We start from the raw sequence: 16,595 nt of genomic DNA, 5'->3' as shown, positions 1-16,595 counted from the left end.
GACAGCCATCACGACGTCACGTTGCGGACAGGGACGAAAGCTTTAGTTTCGCTTGGACGTAGTGGCCGGTATGGACAAAGGACAAAATTCCGGCGGCTTGATGTCAAGTGCCGGACTCGTTCGGTACTTCGATTCGGAGGACTCGAGAGCGATCCAGATCGACCCGAAAACGGTTATTGCGACCGGCGTCATGATCGGCGTTCTCGTACAGCTCCTGACGTTCGTCTCGTAGACGGCGGTTTCACCGCCACGGCGATCAGCAGCCGACCAGCAGCGCGGTTCTCGGTCGAACCAGTCCCACCGAACACGCTGTGAGTGGCCGTCGTGCGTTCGAATCCGACAGCGTCCGTCCCGGACGCGACCTTTTTGAACCCCTCTTCCCTAGCCCAGCGCATGTCTCTGACCGCTGGCGTCGTCGCCGTTCAGGGCGACGTCGAAGAGCACGCCGCCGCTATCGAACGGGCCGCACGGGCCCACGACCGCGAGGTCACCGTCCACGAGATCGGTGACTCGGGGCTCGCCCCCGACTGTGACCTGCTCGCGATGCCCGGCGGCGAGTCGACGACCATCTCCCGACTGCTCCACAACGAAGGGATCGCCGCCGAAATTCAGGCCCACGTCGCCGCCGGCAAACCGCTGCTTGCGACCTGTGCCGGGTTGATCGTCGCCTCGAGCGACGCGGCCGACGACCGGGTCGAGGAACTCGGCGTGCTCGACGTCACGGTCGAGCGAAACGCCTTCGGGCGGCAGAAAGACAGCTTCGAGGCTCCACTCGACGTCGCGGGCCTCGACGAGCCGTATCCGGCGGTGTTCATCCGCGCGCCAGCGATCGACGACGTGGGTGAGGCGACGGTGCTCGCCTCGTGGGACGACCGCCCGGTCGCGGTGAAACAGGGGCCGGTCGTCGGCACCGCGTTCCATCCCGAACTGACCCCCGACAGCCGCATCCACGGACTGGCCTTCTTCGAAAACGACGACGCGACGATACCGGCGCTCGAGGAGCCGTAACGACGGAACGGCTGCTGTTGGCCAGTTTGTGTGCTGGCGAATGCCCTCGATGCCTGGTGCATGCATTCGCGACCGGACGTGTTTTCTCCGTGGCACGCGAGGGAATGGATATGCAGGCTGCTATCGACGCGGTCCGTGTCGCGGGGACGCCACAGGGCCCAGTGCCAGTGGTCGTCCTCAGCGTCGACGACGAAGACGACGTGGTCCCGATCTTCATCGGGTTCGAGGAGGCGACGAGCATCGCTCGCGGCTTAGAGGCCGAAGACATCGGTCGGCCGCTGACACACGATCTGTTGCTCGACGTGATGGAAGAGCTAGGAGGCCGGGTCGATCGCGTCGTCGTCAGCGAAATCGAGGACCGTGACGATGGACAGGGCGGCACCTACATCGCGGATTTGCACGTCCAGACGCCGCGCGGAGAGACGGTCATCGATGCCCGACCGAGCGATTCGCTGGCGCTTGCGGCGCGGACAAACGTGCCGATCGAGATCACGGAGGCCGTCTTCGAGGACGGCCGAGACGACACCGAAAAGTTCGAGCAACTCGAAGACATTCGCACTATGGCGGGTGACCTGTGAATGGAGGAGACGCTCGAAGAACTGTTCGCTGTGATCGAAGACCGAAAGGAAACACTGCCTGAGGGTTCCTATACTGCCTCGCTGTTCACCCACGAGAAAGGCGAGAACGCAGTGTTAGAGAAACTCGGCGAAGAATCGACCGAACTCGTACTCGCGGCCAAAGACGACGACCACGACGAAATCGCCTACGAAGCCGCCGACATCGTCTACCATCTGCTCGTCTTGCTCTCGATGAAAGAGATGCGCCTCGAGGACCTCGAGGCGGAACTCGAGGCCCGGCGCTGACACGCATCGGCTGATTTTCAGACGGTCCGACAGTATCAGTACGGACCGCGCCGGCTGTAGTCCGGCCGGTCGGGGTTGAGGACACCGCCGACAGCGCCAGCGATCGCGCTCTCGAGTGCCATCACGAACGCGACGAGCACTGCCACGGCGAAGATGCCAATCCCCGCGACCCCGGTAAGCATGCCGCCTGCAGGGCCGGCCACCCAGCCGGCGAGTCCCACGAAGACGGCGATGAAGAGCCCGCCGATGATCCCGCCGAGTGCGCCCGCGAGCAGTCCGTGCCAAAAGCCACGGCCGAGGCCGCCGCCGGCGAGGTAGCCGGCGACGAAGCCGCCGATCAGACCTGCTGCGAGCTGGCCGACGCCCGGCAGGACGAGGCCGAACAGTCCGAGCACGGTCGCCACGAGAAAGCCGATGAGTACGGCACGCCAGTTCGTCATAGGATGTATAGGTGCCGGGCAGAAATAAGCCCTCGCCGCATAACGAACGACCTTTTAAGACCGCATCTCTTAGCAGTGGATATGATTTTCGAAGACCTTCCGACGACGCCCACGTCGGAAGAGCTGATCGACAAGGCGTTTTCGCGGGCAGCGCGAGCCGGCAAGGCCAAAGGCGGCCTCGAGGCCCAGCAGTCGATGCTCCAGACCGCGGCGAACATCATCTCGGACAACTTAGAGAACGTGGTCACGGCGTGGCCGGATTTCGCGTACGAAGACGACGTCCATCCGTTCTACTACGAACTCGCGGATGCGATCGTCGACGTCGATGAGCTCCGACAGAGCCTTTCAGAAGTGATGTGGGCCAGCCGGAAAGCCCGCGAGATCCACGAGGAGTACCAGCCAAAACTCCGCAAAACCGACGTCGATACGGCCCGAAAGCACCGAAAACAGGCCTTCGCACGGCTTGCGGACATCGTCGAGCAGATCGACGACGAACTGCTCTACATCAACAAATCCCGCAACGACCTGCGGGACCTGCCCGAGATCAACCCCGACGAGCCGACAATCGTCGTCGCCGGCTACCCCAACGTCGGCAAATCCTCGTTCGTCAACGACATTACCAACGCTCGCGGAGAGACGGCATCGTACCCCTTTACGACCAAAGGGATCGGTCTCGGCCACTTCGAACACGACCACATTCGGTATCAGATTGTCGACACGCCCGGACTGCTCGACCGACCGCCGGCAGAGCGCAACGAGATCGAGTCACAGGCCGTCAGCGCCATCGAGCACCTCGCCGACTGCATGCTCGTCATGGTCGACCCGAGCGCCGAATGCGGCTATCCGCTCGCGTCCCAACTCGAGCTTCGTGACTCGATCGCCGCCCAGTTCGAGGAGGTGCCGGTCCTCACGGTCGCGAACAAAGTTGACCGGAAAGACGTCTGGGACGAGTCGCTTGCAGACGAACTGAACGCCGACTACACGATGAGCGTCGAAACCGGCGAGGACGTCGAGACGGTGCTCGAGGCAGCCGTCGACGCGGTGGGCTACGAGCCGGAACTCCCGTTCGAGGGGTGACAGTGACGGCGACCGACCGAGATCGCACGCGACAGCCACGTTCGGAACGACGATGAAAGGCCCCGGAATCCTCTGGATGCTCCAGACCGCCGCCGGCATGTCGATGGCCGGGCCGATGTTCGTCGTGGGAATCGAGTTCCTTCGGACTGGTCGGCCCATCGCTGGCGTTGGCTTCCTCGCACTCGGCGCTGTCGCACTGTACTTCCCCACGTATCTGATCAACCGGATCGGCGGGCCACGAGCGTGGCTTCGCCGGCGGCTCGGCCGCGATGAGTCGACAGCCAACGGCGACACGGAGGCCACAGGCGAGGTCGACGATACCAGTGGACAGGCGACGCTTCTCGATCGGTTTCGGCGATAGACGGTCTCCTGGAGTTACTGCCCGCCGATCACCGACGCCGCTCCGTGGTCGGACCAGCAGACCGTCTCACGGACTCGAGAGACGGTGCAAGCAGTGTTGGACACGAGACGAGCGGGTCGACGCTGTCGACCGCTCAGCGCTCGACGAGTCCGACGGTTCTGATCTCGACGGTGACCGTCTCATCCGTGTGTTGATTGATTCGCTCGTGTAACTGATCGGCTAGCTCCGGTGGGATCTCTCCTTGTGGCCCGCCAATGGTGGCGGTCACCTGCTCCGGGCTGACGAACGGATAGTTATCGTCCATGACGACCTCGAACTCGAGGAGCTGGTACTCCGAAAACTCGTCCTCCGAGAGCGTCATCTCGACCTCACCGCGGGCGTTCTCCTCGAAGTTCGAGACGACGAACGAGGAGTAGGTAATGGCCCCCAGAAAGACCGCGAAGACGAGGACGATCACGGCCAGTCCAAGCACCCGTCGCCGAACGCGTTGTTGTGTTTTATCGAGCGAAAACAGGTTCTCCGGTCGGTAGCCGACGTACCACAACGTCAGGAGACCAGCGAGGTTCACCGAGAGAACGTTGACCAACACGAGCGCAGTCGACCCGATCGCGGCCGAGGGCTGACCCCATGCGATCGCGATCCCGGCGGCTGCGGCGGGTGGAATCAACGCCGCCGCGATCATGACGCCGACGAGCGCGACGGAGGTTCCGGTCGCGATGCTGATGATTCCTGCAACGCCGGCACCAAGCGCGATCGCAAGCGACAGTAAGTCGGGTGCGAGGCGTTCGGCAATCTCGTCGACGCCGGCGATATCGAGTCCGGGCGGGACGATGTTCATCGTCCTGACCGACCACGCGAAAATGGCCGCCGCCACGATGGCGAGGACGACGCCGATCACCTGATAGCTCACGCTGTGTCTGAACAGTTCCTCGTCGTCGATCACCGAGCCGACGCTCGCGCCGAGTGCCGGCCCGATCAGTGGCGCGATCACCATCGAGCCGACGACGACAGCCGGCGAGTCGAGCAACAGCCCCGCCGTTGCGACGACGGCACTGATGATCGTCATCACCGAGTAGACACTAAACGTCGGCGTGAGCGAGTCGGCTTCGGCCTGGAGCTCCTGTCTCGAGATCCGATCCGTCCCGACGTCGCCGTTCTCGTATTCCTCGCGCAACGCCTCGAAGCGCCGAGAGACGACCGTCTCCGCATCGACAACGACCGTGTAGGCGTCGTCGTCGATCCCCGTCTCCTGAATCTCGTCGAGGACCGGCTCGACTGCAGACGCCGGGAGCGGGAAGTAGACGACCGCAGTGTACTTCCGGTCGCTGTCCTCGTCAGTCACGACGTAATCGATCCCGCGCTCGTCGAGCGTCTCGAGAATCGTCTGGCGCTTACCCGTCGGAATCGTCAGCTGTACGAGCCGCACGTGTGCCGATGAGAACCCCCGGGGTCATAACTTGGGACGCTTTCGCCAGCTTCTCGGCACGTTCTCGGCGAACGGGCGCTGCCGACTGAATCTACCGGTTCAGTTTTGTACTGACATGTGGGTGGTTCAAACATGCGTCGACGATTCGAGCCGTGGTTCGGAGGCGGCTTGCTCGTGCTGACTGCGGGCTTTCTCGCCGTCTTCGGACACGACGCGTTCTCAGACCCGATAACAGCCGCGCTGCTCTCGGGCCTTGCCGCCGCGGCGACGCTGTCGATCATCGGCGGCACCGTCGACTCGATTCCGGTCGGCTCGCGGCGCCTCTCGTGGAACGTCTTTCTCGGCATCGCCGACATCATCCTCGCACTCGTGCTCGTTCTCTCGAGCGTTCACACCCTCCAAACCGGCGGTATCGACGCCCTGCTGTTTGCGACAGCGGCAACCGTTGGCGCAGGGTCGCTCGTCTGGATGGGGCTCCAGACCGCCCGCGGCAGCCGATACGTCGACCTCGAGGCCGAGCCGTCTCGAGCGCGACTCGTCGCGATCACCGCCCTCGCGATCGGCTCGATGGTCGTCGGGAGTCTCCTCGTGACCGTCATCTAAAGGGTACAGCGAGAGTTCCACGGGTCAGATGACCCGTGGGTGAATCGCGTACGCACCTCGTCACAGCCCACTGTTTTATTATATATTATCCCGTTGAATCAGGTAGGAACTCACCGTTAACAACCTCTCAAAATCCACGCACTGAAACATGGTAAGACGTGGTGAGACTGGTGGTGTCGAGCCCACGTAAAGGGGCTGACCTTCACGGATGCAAACGGCGTGTTCGGGTGTTACTGGTTCCACGCGAGCCATCAGGCGAGCGCGAAGGGGATTACAGTTCGATGCCGCCTTCACCACCGTTTCTGGTGGTGTTGGCCAGAGACGAACGCCACGGGTCACCCGACCCGTGGTACTTTACCGCCGTCCTTTCGAGACGACCGCTTGAGGTCCGCCAAGCCGTCCCCATTCACCGAGTATAAACCCGAGACGCGCCTATGACGGCGTATGTTCGAAACACGCCCGGGCCGCGAGGCCGAAGTCGCCCTCGTCGGTCGCTCGAACGTCGGCAAATCGACGCTGATGCGCGAGTTGACCGGCCACAGCTTCGACACCGGCGGCAGTCCCGGTGTCACCCGCGAACCGAATCACTACGACTGGGCCCCCGAGGACTTCGTCATCACCGACCTACCCGGCTTCGGCTTTATGAGCGGCGTCCACGAGGACCACCGCGAACAGATCAAGACGAACATCGTTCACTACCTCGAGGAGTACGCCGACAACATCCTCGTCGCGGTGCTCGTCGTCGACGGCAAGAGCGTCATCGACATCATCGACCGCCACTCGGGGCCGGACGAGATCCCCTACGACGTCGAGATGTTCCACTTCCTGCGGGAACTCGACATCCCCACAGTGGTCGCGGTCAACAAGATGGACAAAGTCGACGACAAAGACGAACGCCTCGACGACCTCTGTGATCGACTCGGCCTGCTCCCGCCGTGGAAACAGTGGCAGGAGACGATCGCGCCGATCACGGCCAAACGCGGCCAGATCGACCCGCTGAACGAGGCCGTCCGCGAACACCTCCACGAACAGAACCGGGACGACCTGTTCAAGTTCTTCTGATCGTCGCCACCAGTCACCTCGAGTCACGAACGCCGTCGAGTTCGTACGCGCCGGGGTACGCTGGTGGCTTTTCCCCCTGTTTGGCGCTCCAGCGCTCAACCTCGAGGCGATACACTGCCGTCCGGTCGATCGACTCTGTGGTCATCTCCTCGTAGTCCTCGCCGACGGAGAGATGCGGTGCGAACTTCGCCATGAACGTTTCGAGAACCCGGCGTTTTTCGGCACGCTCCTCGAGCAACTCGATCTCGCCGTAGGCGACCACGCTGGCGTACTCGACGGTGAAGTTCACGGGCTCGTCGGCGGGGATGTACCGCCCCATCTCACTCGTCGTGAAGCAGGCTCGAGCGCCGTCGCTGTCCTCGACGAGGTCGTGCGCTCGACCCGCTCGAGCCCCGTGGACGAAGAGTGCACCCGCCGCATCGTCGTAGACGAACAGCTGCGTTAGGAGGTGGGGTTCATTCTGGTCCTGATCGATGAGACCGAGAACGCCGGTTTCTCGCTCGGCTAAGAACTCGACGATCCACTCCGAGTCGTCGACCGCCTTGCCCTGATATCGGATAGAACTCGAGTCGACTTCGGGCCGATTTTCTTGCATATCGTTCGAAAACGCCGATGGGCGATAACTGTTATCGTAGCACACTTGGTCGCGTCGGATCGCTCAGACGACGCGGTTGTGCAGTGGCTCGCCTGCCTCGAGTCGACCGACGTTCTCGCGGACGATTCCGCCGACGTCCCGGAAGTAGTCACGCGTGAAGGCCCCGCAGTGTGGTGTGACGATGACGTCCTCGAGATCCCACAGCGGGGACTCCTCGGGCAGCGGTTCGGTCTCGAAAACATCGAGTGCCGCGCCCTCGATGGCGTCCGACTCGAGGGCGTCGATCAACGCCGGCTCGTCGACGACCGCGCCGCGGGCGACGTTGACGAAGTAGGCGTCCTCGCGCATGGCGTCGAACGCTGCGGCGTCGAACAGTCCCTCGGTGTCGTCGGTCAACGGCACGGTGACGACGACGAAGTCGGCCTCGCCGATTGCGGCGTGGAGGTCGTCGGTGGCATAAATCTCCTCGAAGCCGGGGACGGGGTCGGTCGAGCGACGGACGCCGGTTACTCGAACGCCGAGCGCGCCGAGGGTCTCGGCGACGCCGCGACCGAGGGTGCCGGTGCCGACGACACAGGCCGTCGTGCCGGGAAGCGTAAACGCCTCGTCCCACTCGGGTCGGTCCCAGCGGCGCTTTTGTTGGTTGGCGACGTGTTCGTGGAGCCGCCGGGAGAACGCAAGCAGATAGCCCGCGACGGTCTCGCCGATCGTTCGGTCGTGGATGCCCGTGCTGTTGGTCAGCGCGACGTCGTTGGCCTCGAAATCATCGAGTGGAAAGCGGTCGATTCCCGCCTGAATGGAGTGGACCCACGCACACTCGAGCATCGCCTCGTGGTAGTCGCGAGTGACGACAGCGTCGCAGGCGTCGATCCCGTCGTCGTCGACCACCTCGACGGAGACCGGAAGGTCGGCGAGGAACGTTTCGAGTTCAGACGGCGGAAACACCGCGCTGACCGAGTCGTGGACGCCGAGTCGTTCGAGTTCGAACTGCATGGCCCTCGGTACGAACGATGGGGGGTTCAAGCTTTGCCCCGTCCGTGTCGAAAATCGACAGCTATTCCGTTCGAGCACCAGCGCATGCGCTGTCGGGCTGTCAGAAGGCGGCTCGGGAAAAGGCCTCGTCACAAGGGGCTCGGAGGGGGTAACAGTTCGTCACGGCCGCCAGTCGACGGTACTCGCTCGAGGGGTTTCGGTCTGTCGCTTCGCTACCGACCGTGCCACTTCTCGAATGCCCGCAACTCGGCGACGACGTCGTCGATTCCGGCGGGTTCGAGCACCCCGCGTTCGGTCACAAAGCCGTCGATGCAGTCGGCTGGCGTCACGTCGAACGTCGGGTTCACCACGTCGAGGTCGGCGTCCCCGTCGTACACCGCCGATCGGTCGCCGGACTCGAGGTTGACGCCCTCGCGTGTCGAGACCTTGTCCGTGGCGGCGACGACCGAAACGGGCACCCCCTCGTGGGCGGCGGCGAGCGCCAGCACCCGTGTGCCGGTCTTGTTCACGACCGAGCCGTCGGGGCGGATCGTATCCGCGCCGACGACGACCCGGTCGATAGCCTCGCTCGAGAGGACGTGCGCCACGGCCGCGTCGGTGTGGACCGTCACGGGACAGTCGAAGTCGTCGGCTGCGGCCAGTTCCTCGGCGACGGCGACCCCCTCCCGTGCGGGCCGGGATTCGGCGACGAACACGCGCGCTGGATCGCCGCCGCGGATCGCCTCGAGAACGGTAGCCGACCGCGAGAGGGTTGCGACGACCCCGTCGATGTGCTCGCTCGCGGTCGCTGCGGCGTCGGCGTCGGCCGCAAGCGCACGCTCGAGCCCGGCGAGGGTTGCCTCGAGGACAGCCGGTGCGCCAGCCTCGTCGACTGCCTCGGCCATTGCCCGGTTAATCCGGTTGCGAAGGACGGCCATCGAGGGCCGAGCCTCGAGCAGCCGGCCGGCGAGTTCGGCGAGTTCGTCCCACTCGCCGTCGGGGTCGGTGCCGAACTCGGCTCGCTCGGCCGTCGAGACCGCCGCTCGATCACGAAGGACCTCGAGCGCTCGGATTGATAGATATGCCGCGCCGTGCTCGCTGTCGGCCGTGATCGAGCGAACCGTCGGAGCCACACGCTCGTACGCCGTCCACAGTTTCGGCACCGTCTCACGATCGTCGTCGGGGTCGAGGGCTACCGTCGGCGAGGCCCACTCGAAGGCGTCGTGTTCTGCGCTCAGGTCGATATCGCGCGTCTCGCAGTCGAACAGATACGGATGGACGACCCACTCGCGCTCGAGGGTGGCGTCCTCGAATCGGACAGGCTGTCCGCTCCGGGTGAGCGAGACGTCGTCGCCGGCCTCGAGGCCGGTTTCCTCGCGGATCTCGGTGCGAACCTGTGTGTCTGGATCGCCTGCTGCGAAGCCGGAGACGCCGCCCCACTGGCCGGTATAAGTGCCGACAGCGTCGCTGCGGCGGAGCAACAGTATCTCTCCACGGTTGCGGAGGAATGCGGTTACGACGTGTGCCTGCCCGTCACCACTCGAATCGTGCATACGCGACCCAACGAGTCCCGATGGGGTGGCCGTTTCGGACCACTCGAGCCATTCCGGCCGGCACAGTCTGTAAAAAACAAGCGAACATGTTCAAGGTGTATAAGTAGATAGATATTCATTAAACTGTTCGGCAATAAAGACTATTACCTTTACCCATGACCATCAATAATGTCATCAATAGTGCTTTTATGAGGTGCTATTGCAGGAATATACATCAATGACGAAGAATACAAATAAGTCCGACAACACTGGATCGAATCGACGAACGTTTCTGGCGGCGACGGCGGTCGGCAGCGCCCTCCTCGCTGGGTGTCTCAGCAGTGACGACGAGGGCGAGGCGGACAACGGTGACGATGACAGCGAGCCGACAGCCGAACTCCACGAACGGTACGGCTATCCGACGACGGAAGGCGAAGAGCCACCAGTTGAACCGGACCACGAGGTCGATCTGTTGATGGACCAACCCGAACAGGGGCCACCCGAGTTTTACTTCGAACCGGCTGGGCTCGCGGTCGAATCCGGTGACGTCGTTCAGTTCAATTTCAACTCGCCCGACCACGCGGTCACGACGTTCCACGAGGCGTTCGGTCGGAGCCACCGCGCGCCGGAAGACGCCGAGGCGCTGTCCTCGCCGATGATGGCCGTCGGCACGAGCTGGCTGGCCGAGTTTGAAGCAGCAGGCGTCTGGGACCTGTACTGCCCGCCCCACGAATCGATGGGAATGGGGATGCGAATCGTCGTCGACGAGGCAACCGGCCCGGCAACCGAACCCGCAGGCGAGATGGTGTACGAACCCGGCGAGTCGCTCCCGCCCGAAGACCAACTCGCTGCGACGTACGACAACGACGCGCTCGAGCCCGAAACCATCCTCGAGGATGGCAGCGTTACCTGGGACGACCTCAAGTAACGAAACGAACACACGGCGTGATGAATCCCCGTACAGCCGCCGCGAGTGCGTGAACTATACCCGTCTCGGCTCCTACCTACGCACATGACACAGCGTGTCACTGTATCGCTCGACGACGACTCGAGTGCGGCACTCGAGCGGCTGCTCGCCGAGACGGGCAACGGCCAAAGCGAGATCGTTCGGCAGGCGCTTGCCTTCTACGCGGCGAACTTCGAGGCCGCGAGCGGACGGCCAAGCGACAACCTAGAACAGTACTATCAGATGCTCACGTCGGGCGAGCACGTCCTCCTCGATGTCGATTTCTTACACGCCTTTCTCGAGCACTGTCATGCGGGCGGGGACCCCGACCCGGCGTTCGTCGAGGCGGCGGATCGCGTCTCTGACTATCACGCCCGCGAGTACGCAAGTCGGTTCGAGGAAGTCGGCGAACTACTCGAGTGGCTCTCCTTTTGTGGCTTTCTCGACGTCCGCTGTGAGGGAGACGGCGTCTATCACATCGTCTTTCCGTCGGAGGCGATCCGCTGGTTTATGACGCGATTTATCGAACGGAGCACGGTCGACCTGCCGACGGAGATCACGATCGATCAGGGCGTTTCGAAGGTAATCATCACTGAGAGCGAACCCGACGAACGAACGCGCTGAGCGCTCGAGTGTGGCCTTCATATCGTTTCATACGTTTTCATACGACGAACGTCCCGATTCAGCGGACGATGCGTGTGGTATGTACACCGCTTAACAACCCTTTTGTTCCTCTCGGAAAGGGGTTCATGTGGACACATATCATGGGTGTTATTGACCGGCTCAAAGCGATCGGACCGGGCGCATTGGTTGCAGCGGCGTTCGTCGGTCCGGGAACAGTGACGACGGCAAGCGTAATCGGCGCGGAGTACGCGTACCTGCTCGTATGGACGATCGCGTTCTCGATTCTGGCGACGATCGTGCTTCAGGAGATGAGTGCGCGTCTCGGATTGATCTCAAAGGAAGGACTCGGCGAAGCGTTCCGAAACGAGTTCTCGAACCCGCTGGTGAAGGGTGTGACTATCGTACTCGTCGTGAGCGCGATTGGGGTCGGAACGGCGGCGTTCCAGACGGGGAACATCGTCGGCGGTGCTGCCGGGCTGTCGACGATTACGGGTATCAGCGAGAACATCTGGGGTCCGGTGATCGGCCTGATCGCCGCCGGCCTGCTGTGGACTGGCAACTACAAGCTGATCGAACGCGTCTTCATCGGTCTCGTGGTCGTCATGGGCCTCGCGTTCCTCGTCAACGCTGCAGTCGTCCGACCGGACCTCGGCGCACTCGGCGGCGGACTCGTGCCGACGATCCCCGACGGCTCGGCGTACCTGATCGCCGGCCTCATCGGGACGACCGTCGTCGGCTACAACCTGTTCCTGCACGCGAGTACCGTCCAAGAGCGCTGGGACGGCGCGAGCGATCTTGCAGAATGTCGGACGGACACGATCGGGATGGTCATCATTGGCGGCCTCATCACGACGTCGATCGTCGTTACGGCCGCATCCGTGTTCCCCGAGGGGACTCAGATCGCCGACGTCGGCGCGATGGCCGACCAACTCGAGCCCGTCTTCGGCGGCTACGCGCTCACGTTCTTCGCGATCGGTCTCTTTGCGGCCGGCTTTACCAGCGCGATGAGCGCCCCGCTCGCGGGAGCCTACGCCACCGCAGGAGCACTCGGCTGGGAGCGGGACCTGAAATCGACGCGCTTCCGTGCGATCTGGATGACGATACTCGGCACCGGGATCGTCTTCTCGGCGCTGGATTACAATCCCGTCGAGGTGATCGTCTTCGCACAGGTCGCAAACGGACTCCTCTTGCCAATCCTGGCCGTTTTCCTCATCTACGCGATGAACAACGACGACCTGCTTGGTGAGCACACTAACACGACGCTCCAGAACGTCCTCGGCGGCATCGTGACGCTGGTCGTCGTCGGTATCGGCCTCCGAACGCTCTACGACGTTTTGATTCTCTAAGGACATGGCAGATTCAGAGACACACGACACGGCGACGGACGTATCGAACGACAGCACCGCAACGACCAGCGACGAGGCCACGCGAATCGGCGTCGACGTTGGCGGGACGTTCACCGACGTCGCGCTCTCGGTCGACGACCGACTCGTCACCGCGAAGGTCCCCTCGACCGACCCCCAGCATCTGGGCGTCCTCGAGGGCCTGTACAAAGCCTGCGAACGCGCGAACATCGACCCAAGCGAGATCGACGAGTTCGCCCACGCGATGACCGTCTCGGTCAACGCCCTCCTCGAACGCGGCGGCGCGAAGACTGCCCTCGTGACGACCGAAGGGTTCCGGGACGTGCTCGAGATCGGCCGTCAGGATCGGCCTGATCTCTACGACCTCGAGGCTGAGAAACCCGAACCCGTCGTCCCACGCGAACGACGCTTCGAGCTCAACGAGCGGACGACGCCAGCGGGCGTCGAGACCCCGGTCGACCCCGACGACGTTCGTGACCTCGCGGCGACGCTGCGCGAGCGCGACGTCGAGGCGGTCGCGATCTGTCTGCTCCATGCCTACGCCGACCCCGAGAACGAACGCATCGTCGCGGAGACGCTGCGCGAGGAACTCGAGGTCCCCGTCTCGGCTTCGAACGAAGTGCTCGCGGAGTTCCGTGAGTTCGAGCGCACGTCGACGACGGCCGTCGACGCCTACGTCCGGCCCGCGATCGACACCTATGTGGGTCGACTGGTCGAGGAAGCCGAAGACGCCGGGGTGCCGGCACCACAGATCATGCAAGCAAACGGTGGGATCGCCGACCCCGAGACGGTGCGTGAACACGCCGTCACGACGACGATGTCCGGCCCCGCTGCGGGTGTCGTGGGCGCTGCAGCGACCGTCGACGACGACGACACCGAAGGGCTCGTCACCTTCGACATGGGCGGCACCTCGAGCGACGTGAGCCTCGTTCGGGACGGACAGGCGGCCCGGACCACCGACGCCGAGATCGCCGGCCTCCCGATCCGGACGCCGATGGTCGACGTTAACACCGTCGGTGCGGGCGGCGGGTCGATTGCGTGGGTCGACGCCGGCGGCGCGCTTCGCGTCGGTCCACGGTCATCGGGTGCCGACCCCGGCCCCGCCTGCTACGGCCGCGGCGGAACCGAACCAACCGTCACGGACGCCAACGTCGTCCTGGGCTACATCGGCCCCGAGACCGCACTCGGCGGCGAGATGACCTTAGACGTCGAGGCAGCCCACGACGCCCTCGAGCGACTGGCCGAGGAAGCCGGCCTCGAGAGCGCGCTCGAGGCGGCTCGGGGCGTCTACCGCGTGGCCAACGCGACGATGACCCGGACGATCCGGTCGGTGACGGTCGAACGCGGCCACGACCCCCGCGAGTTCGCACTCGTCGCCTTCGGCGGCGCGGGCCCGATGCATGCGACGGCGCTCGCCGACTCGCTCGAGGTCGACCGCGTCGTCGTCCCGCGACCGGGTGGGGTGCTCTCGGCGTTCGGCCTACTGGCGGCTGACGAGAGCTACGACGCCGTGCGGACGGTGGGCGTCGGGCTCAAGGACGCGAAAAAGAGCCGACTCGAGGACGTCTACGACGACCTCGTCGGGGACGTGCTCGCGGACGCCTCCGACCGCGAAGCGGCACGCGTCGAACGTGCGGCCGACTGTCGGTATGCGGGTCAGAGCTTCGAGTTGACCGTCCCCGTCGACGAGTCGTTCGACCCTGAGGCGGTCGCGACGCGGTTCCACGAGGCCCACAAACAGGCCTACGGCTACGCGATGGCGGAATCGATCGAGATCGTCAACCTCCGGGCGACGGCGACCGTTCCCGGCACCGACCCCGTCGTTCGCCACGACGGCGCGGGCGACGCGCTCGTCGGCACCCGAGAGGCGCACTTCCCCGGGATCGGCACCGAGCCACGAACGGCGACCGTCTACGCGCGCGACCGCCTCGAGGCGGGCACGACGATTTCCGGGCCAGCGGTTCTCGAACAGGCCGAAAGTACGACCGTCGTCCCGCCGACCTGGGCGGGCGAGATCGAAGCGGATGGAACCCTCGTGCTGACTCGAGAGGGGGTGGACAACTGATGACGACGAATCAACCGCAACAGACCGCCGACAGTATCGACCCTGTGACCCTCGAGGTCCTGCGCAACCAACTCGAGAGCGTCGCCGAGGAGATGGGCCAGACCCTGATTCGCGGCGCGTACTCGCCGAACATCAAGGAACGCCGTGATTGCTCGACGGCGCTGTTCGACGCCGAGGGGCGAATGATCGCTCAGGCCGAACACATCCCGGTCCACCTCGGCGCGATGCCTGCGTCCGTCGACGCCGTCCGCGAGTACGACCCCAAGCCGGGCGACGTCTTCGTGCTCAACGACCCGTTCAGGGGTGGGACACACCTCCCTGACGTGACGATGGTCTCGCCGCTTGCGCCGCCCAACGGCGACGGCGAGGGCGAAATCGTCGGCTACGCCGTCTCTCGAGCCCACCACGCCGACGTCGGTGGGATGACGCCCGGAAGCATGCCCGCGGGTGCACGGGAGATTTATCAGGAGGGGCTTCGACTCCCACCAACGCGGCTCGTCGACGGCGGCGAACCCCGCGAAGACGTCCGTGCGCTGATTCTTGCGAACGTCCGCAACGCTACCGAACGCCGCGCCGACCTTCGCGCCCAGCTCGCGGCCAACGAACGCGCTGAGGATCGACTCGCCGCGCTGTTCAACGAACACGGCCGTGAGACCGTCCTCGCCGGCTTCGACGCCGTCATCGACTACTCCCACGAGCGGATCGCCGACGAGATCGACGCCCTGCCCGACGGCAGCTATCAGGCGAGCGACGTTCTCGAGGGCGACGGCATCTCCGACGACGACATCGAAATCCGCGTGACGGTGACCGTCGACGGCGCGTCGATCGACGTCGACTTTACGGGCACCGACGGCCAACTCGAGGGGAACCTGAACGCGCCGCTGGCGGTCGCCAAGAGCGCGACCTACTTCGTCGTGCGCTGTGTGACCGACCCGGAGATTCCGCCGAATCACGGCTGTTACGAACCGGTGAGCGTCCACGCACCCGAGGGCTCACTGCTGAACCCGGAGGTGCCCGCGGCGGTCGTCGGCGGCAACGTCGAGACCAGCCAGCGAGTCACGGACGTCGTCTTCACCGCGCTCGCCGAGGCCACGCCCGAGCGTGTCCCCGCCCAGAGTCAGGGGACGATGAACAACCTGACCATCGGCGGCCGGGATAGTTCCTTTACGTACTACGAGACGATCGCCGGCGGCTTCGGCGCGCGCGCGGACCGCGACGGGATGGACGGCGTGCAGGTCGGGATGACGAACACGCTCAACACGCCCATCGAGTCACTCGAGACCGAGTACCCGCTTCGCATCGATCGCTACGCGTTCCGGGCCGACAGCGGCGGTCGCGGCCAGTTCCGCGGCGGCCTCGGCCTCGAGCGCACCGTCACCGTCGAGACGGATGCGACGGTCTCGCTGCTGACCGAACGCCGTCGCCACGCGCCACGGGGTGTCGCCGGCGGCGAGAACGGTGCCACCGGGGAGAATCTGATCGACGGCGAGCCTGTCGCGGCGAAGACCACTGTCGACGTCGACGCCGGGACCACGGTGACGGTGCGAACGCCCGGCGGCGGCGGCCACGGCGACCCCGACGAGCGCGACCCCGACGCGCTCGAGGCCGACCGCGCTGCCGGCAAGCGAACCGAGTCCGACGAGGAGGCGTGACCACG

Annotated in this window: 18 protein-coding genes; 13 read left to right on the top strand and 5 right to left on the bottom strand. The window is 64.6% G+C overall.

The features are described 5' to 3' along the window. Positions 1-70: 70 nt before the first annotated feature. The 4 genes from C495_RS08490 (at position 71) to hisE (ending at position 1,871) form a co-directional block, all read left to right on the top strand. Positions 71-232, top strand: coding sequence for a preprotein translocase subunit Sec61beta (locus C495_RS08490; protein WP_008161938.1), 162 nt, complete (start codon positions 71-73; stop codon positions 230-232). Positions 233-393: 161 nt separating this feature from the next. Then, positions 394-1,008, top strand: coding sequence for a pyridoxal 5'-phosphate synthase glutaminase subunit PdxT (gene pdxT, locus C495_RS08485; RefSeq protein WP_008161936.1), 615 nt, complete (start codon positions 394-396; stop codon positions 1,006-1,008). Positions 1,009-1,118: 110 nt separating this feature from the next. Then, on the top strand, positions 1,119-1,586 hold the full coding sequence (locus C495_RS08480; RefSeq protein WP_008161935.1) for a bifunctional nuclease family protein: 468 nt from the start codon (positions 1,119-1,121) through the stop codon (positions 1,584-1,586). After that, positions 1,587-1,871, top strand: coding sequence for a phosphoribosyl-ATP diphosphatase (gene hisE / locus C495_RS08475; protein WP_008161931.1), 285 nt, complete (start codon positions 1,587-1,589; stop codon positions 1,869-1,871). It begins immediately after the preceding gene. A 35-nt stretch (positions 1,872-1,906) separates the two neighbouring features. On the opposite strand, the gene C495_RS08470 is transcribed toward hisE, so the two are convergent. Continuing rightward, on the bottom strand, positions 1,907-2,311 hold the full coding sequence (locus C495_RS08470) for a DUF5518 domain-containing protein (protein ID WP_008161930.1): 405 nt from the start codon (positions 2,309-2,311) through the stop codon (positions 1,907-1,909). A gap of 81 nt (positions 2,312-2,392) precedes the next feature. Here C495_RS08470 and C495_RS08465 point away from each other — a divergent pair, with 81 nt between their 5' ends. Together C495_RS08465 and C495_RS08460 are read left to right on the top strand one after the other, a co-directional pair. Beyond that, entirely contained in the window at positions 2,393-3,388 is a 996-nt protein-coding gene (locus C495_RS08465; RefSeq protein ID WP_008161928.1) for an NOG1 family protein, read from the top strand. 52 nt (positions 3,389-3,440) lie between these two features. Continuing rightward, complete coding sequence (locus C495_RS08460; RefSeq protein WP_008161925.1) at positions 3,441-3,749, top strand: hypothetical protein; 309 nt, start codon at positions 3,441-3,443, stop codon at positions 3,747-3,749. A 133-nt stretch (positions 3,750-3,882) separates the two neighbouring features. On the opposite strand, the gene C495_RS08455 is transcribed toward C495_RS08460, so the two are convergent. Next, positions 3,883-5,175 (bottom strand): TIGR00341 family protein, encoded by a 1,293-nt coding sequence (locus C495_RS08455; RefSeq protein WP_008161923.1) that lies wholly within the window; start codon positions 5,173-5,175, stop codon positions 3,883-3,885. A 132-nt stretch (positions 5,176-5,307) separates the two neighbouring features. Here C495_RS08455 and C495_RS08450 point away from each other — a divergent pair, with 132 nt between their 5' ends. Together C495_RS08450 and engB are read left to right on the top strand one after the other, a co-directional pair. Next, complete coding sequence (locus C495_RS08450; RefSeq protein ID WP_008161921.1) at positions 5,308-5,778, top strand: hypothetical protein; 471 nt, start codon at positions 5,308-5,310, stop codon at positions 5,776-5,778. Between the two features lie 444 nt (positions 5,779-6,222). After that, positions 6,223-6,840, top strand: coding sequence for a GTP-binding protein EngB (engB, locus tag C495_RS08445; RefSeq protein ID WP_008161919.1), 618 nt, complete (start codon positions 6,223-6,225; stop codon positions 6,838-6,840). Positions 6,841-6,853: 13 nt separating this feature from the next. Here the strand turns inward: engB and C495_RS08440 are convergent, their stop codons facing one another. The 3 genes from C495_RS08440 to C495_RS08430 all read right to left on the bottom strand — a co-directional run bounded on the left by C495_RS08440 (position 6,854) and on the right by C495_RS08430 (position 9,960). Further along, entirely contained in the window at positions 6,854-7,435 is a 582-nt protein-coding gene (locus tag C495_RS08440; protein ID WP_008161917.1) for a pyridoxamine 5'-phosphate oxidase family protein, read from the bottom strand. A 63-nt stretch (positions 7,436-7,498) separates the two neighbouring features. Continuing rightward, complete coding sequence (ddh, locus tag C495_RS08435; RefSeq protein WP_008161915.1) at positions 7,499-8,428, bottom strand: D-2-hydroxyacid dehydrogenase; 930 nt, start codon at positions 8,426-8,428, stop codon at positions 7,499-7,501. 212 nt (positions 8,429-8,640) lie between these two features. Continuing rightward, positions 8,641-9,960 carry an NUDIX domain-containing protein gene (locus C495_RS08430; RefSeq protein ID WP_008161913.1) on the bottom strand — a complete coding sequence of 440 codons (1,320 nt, stop codon included), beginning with the start codon at positions 9,958-9,960 and terminating at the stop codon, positions 8,641-8,643. A gap of 217 nt (positions 9,961-10,177) precedes the next feature. On the opposite strand from C495_RS08430, the gene C495_RS08425 reads away from it, so the two are divergent. From C495_RS08425 to C495_RS08405, 5 genes are all read left to right on the top strand, one after another. Then, positions 10,178-10,867, top strand: a complete 690-nt coding sequence (locus tag C495_RS08425) for a cupredoxin domain-containing protein (RefSeq protein WP_008161911.1) — start codon at positions 10,178-10,180, stop codon at positions 10,865-10,867. Positions 10,868-10,951: 84 nt separating this feature from the next. Continuing rightward, on the top strand, positions 10,952-11,509 hold the full coding sequence (locus C495_RS08420; protein WP_008161909.1) for a ribbon-helix-helix protein, CopG family: 558 nt from the start codon (positions 10,952-10,954) through the stop codon (positions 11,507-11,509). A 140-nt stretch (positions 11,510-11,649) separates the two neighbouring features. Beyond that, positions 11,650-12,855: an Nramp family divalent metal transporter gene (locus C495_RS08415; RefSeq protein WP_008161907.1), complete on the top strand. Its 1,206-nt coding sequence runs from the start codon at positions 11,650-11,652 to the stop codon at positions 12,853-12,855. A gap of 4 nt (positions 12,856-12,859) precedes the next feature. Then, positions 12,860-14,938 (top strand): hydantoinase/oxoprolinase family protein, encoded by a 2,079-nt coding sequence (locus C495_RS08410; protein ID WP_008161905.1) that lies wholly within the window; start codon positions 12,860-12,862, stop codon positions 14,936-14,938. Continuing rightward, positions 14,938-16,590, top strand: a complete 1,653-nt coding sequence (locus tag C495_RS08405) for a hydantoinase B/oxoprolinase family protein (protein WP_008161903.1) — start codon at positions 14,938-14,940, stop codon at positions 16,588-16,590. The genes C495_RS08410 and C495_RS08405 overlap by 1 nt, the downstream gene beginning before the upstream one ends. The last annotated feature ends 5 nt before the right edge of the window (positions 16,591-16,595 follow it).

The organism is Natronorubrum sulfidifaciens JCM 14089, assembly GCF_000337735.1.
GTDB lineage: Archaea > Halobacteriota > Halobacteria > Halobacteriales > Natrialbaceae > Natronorubrum > Natronorubrum sulfidifaciens.
Note: the sequence above shows the minus strand (reverse complement) of the source record. Positions and strands in the feature narration are given on the sequence as shown.

Bases quoted from the DNA above. Each gene is read 5' to 3' on its own strand.
- C495_RS08415 (WP_008161907.1), top strand. From the start codon at position 11,650: ATGGGTGTTATTGACCGGCTCAAAGCGATCGGACCGGGCGCATTGGTT.
- C495_RS08440 (WP_008161917.1), bottom strand. From the start codon at position 7,435: ATGCAAGAAAATCGGCCCGAAGTCGACTCGAGTTCTATCCGATATCAG.
- C495_RS08465 (WP_008161928.1), top strand. From the start codon at position 2,393: ATGATTTTCGAAGACCTTCCGACGACGCCCACGTCGGAAGAGCTGATC.
- C495_RS08410 (WP_008161905.1), top strand. From the start codon at position 12,860: ATGGCAGATTCAGAGACACACGACACGGCGACGGACGTATCGAACGAC.
- hisE (WP_008161931.1), top strand. From the start codon at position 1,587: ATGGAGGAGACGCTCGAAGAACTGTTCGCTGTGATCGAAGACCGAAAG.
- C495_RS08470 (WP_008161930.1), bottom strand. From the start codon at position 2,311: ATGACGAACTGGCGTGCCGTACTCATCGGCTTTCTCGTGGCGACCGTG.
- C495_RS08430 (WP_008161913.1), bottom strand. From the start codon at position 9,960: ATGCACGATTCGAGTGGTGACGGGCAGGCACACGTCGTAACCGCATTC.
- C495_RS08480 (WP_008161935.1), top strand. From the start codon at position 1,119: ATGCAGGCTGCTATCGACGCGGTCCGTGTCGCGGGGACGCCACAGGGC.
- C495_RS08405 (WP_008161903.1), top strand. From the start codon at position 14,938: ATGACGACGAATCAACCGCAACAGACCGCCGACAGTATCGACCCTGTG.
- C495_RS08425 (WP_008161911.1), top strand. From the start codon at position 10,178: ATGACGAAGAATACAAATAAGTCCGACAACACTGGATCGAATCGACGA.
- C495_RS08460 (WP_008161925.1), top strand. From the start codon at position 3,441: ATGAAAGGCCCCGGAATCCTCTGGATGCTCCAGACCGCCGCCGGCATG.
- ddh (WP_008161915.1), bottom strand. From the start codon at position 8,428: ATGCAGTTCGAACTCGAACGACTCGGCGTCCACGACTCGGTCAGCGCG.
- C495_RS08420 (WP_008161909.1), top strand. From the start codon at position 10,952: ATGACACAGCGTGTCACTGTATCGCTCGACGACGACTCGAGTGCGGCA.
- C495_RS08490 (WP_008161938.1), top strand. From the start codon at position 71: ATGGACAAAGGACAAAATTCCGGCGGCTTGATGTCAAGTGCCGGACTC.
- engB (WP_008161919.1), top strand. From the start codon at position 6,223: ATGTTCGAAACACGCCCGGGCCGCGAGGCCGAAGTCGCCCTCGTCGGT.
- pdxT (WP_008161936.1), top strand. From the start codon at position 394: ATGTCTCTGACCGCTGGCGTCGTCGCCGTTCAGGGCGACGTCGAAGAG.
- C495_RS08450 (WP_008161921.1), top strand. From the start codon at position 5,308: ATGCGTCGACGATTCGAGCCGTGGTTCGGAGGCGGCTTGCTCGTGCTG.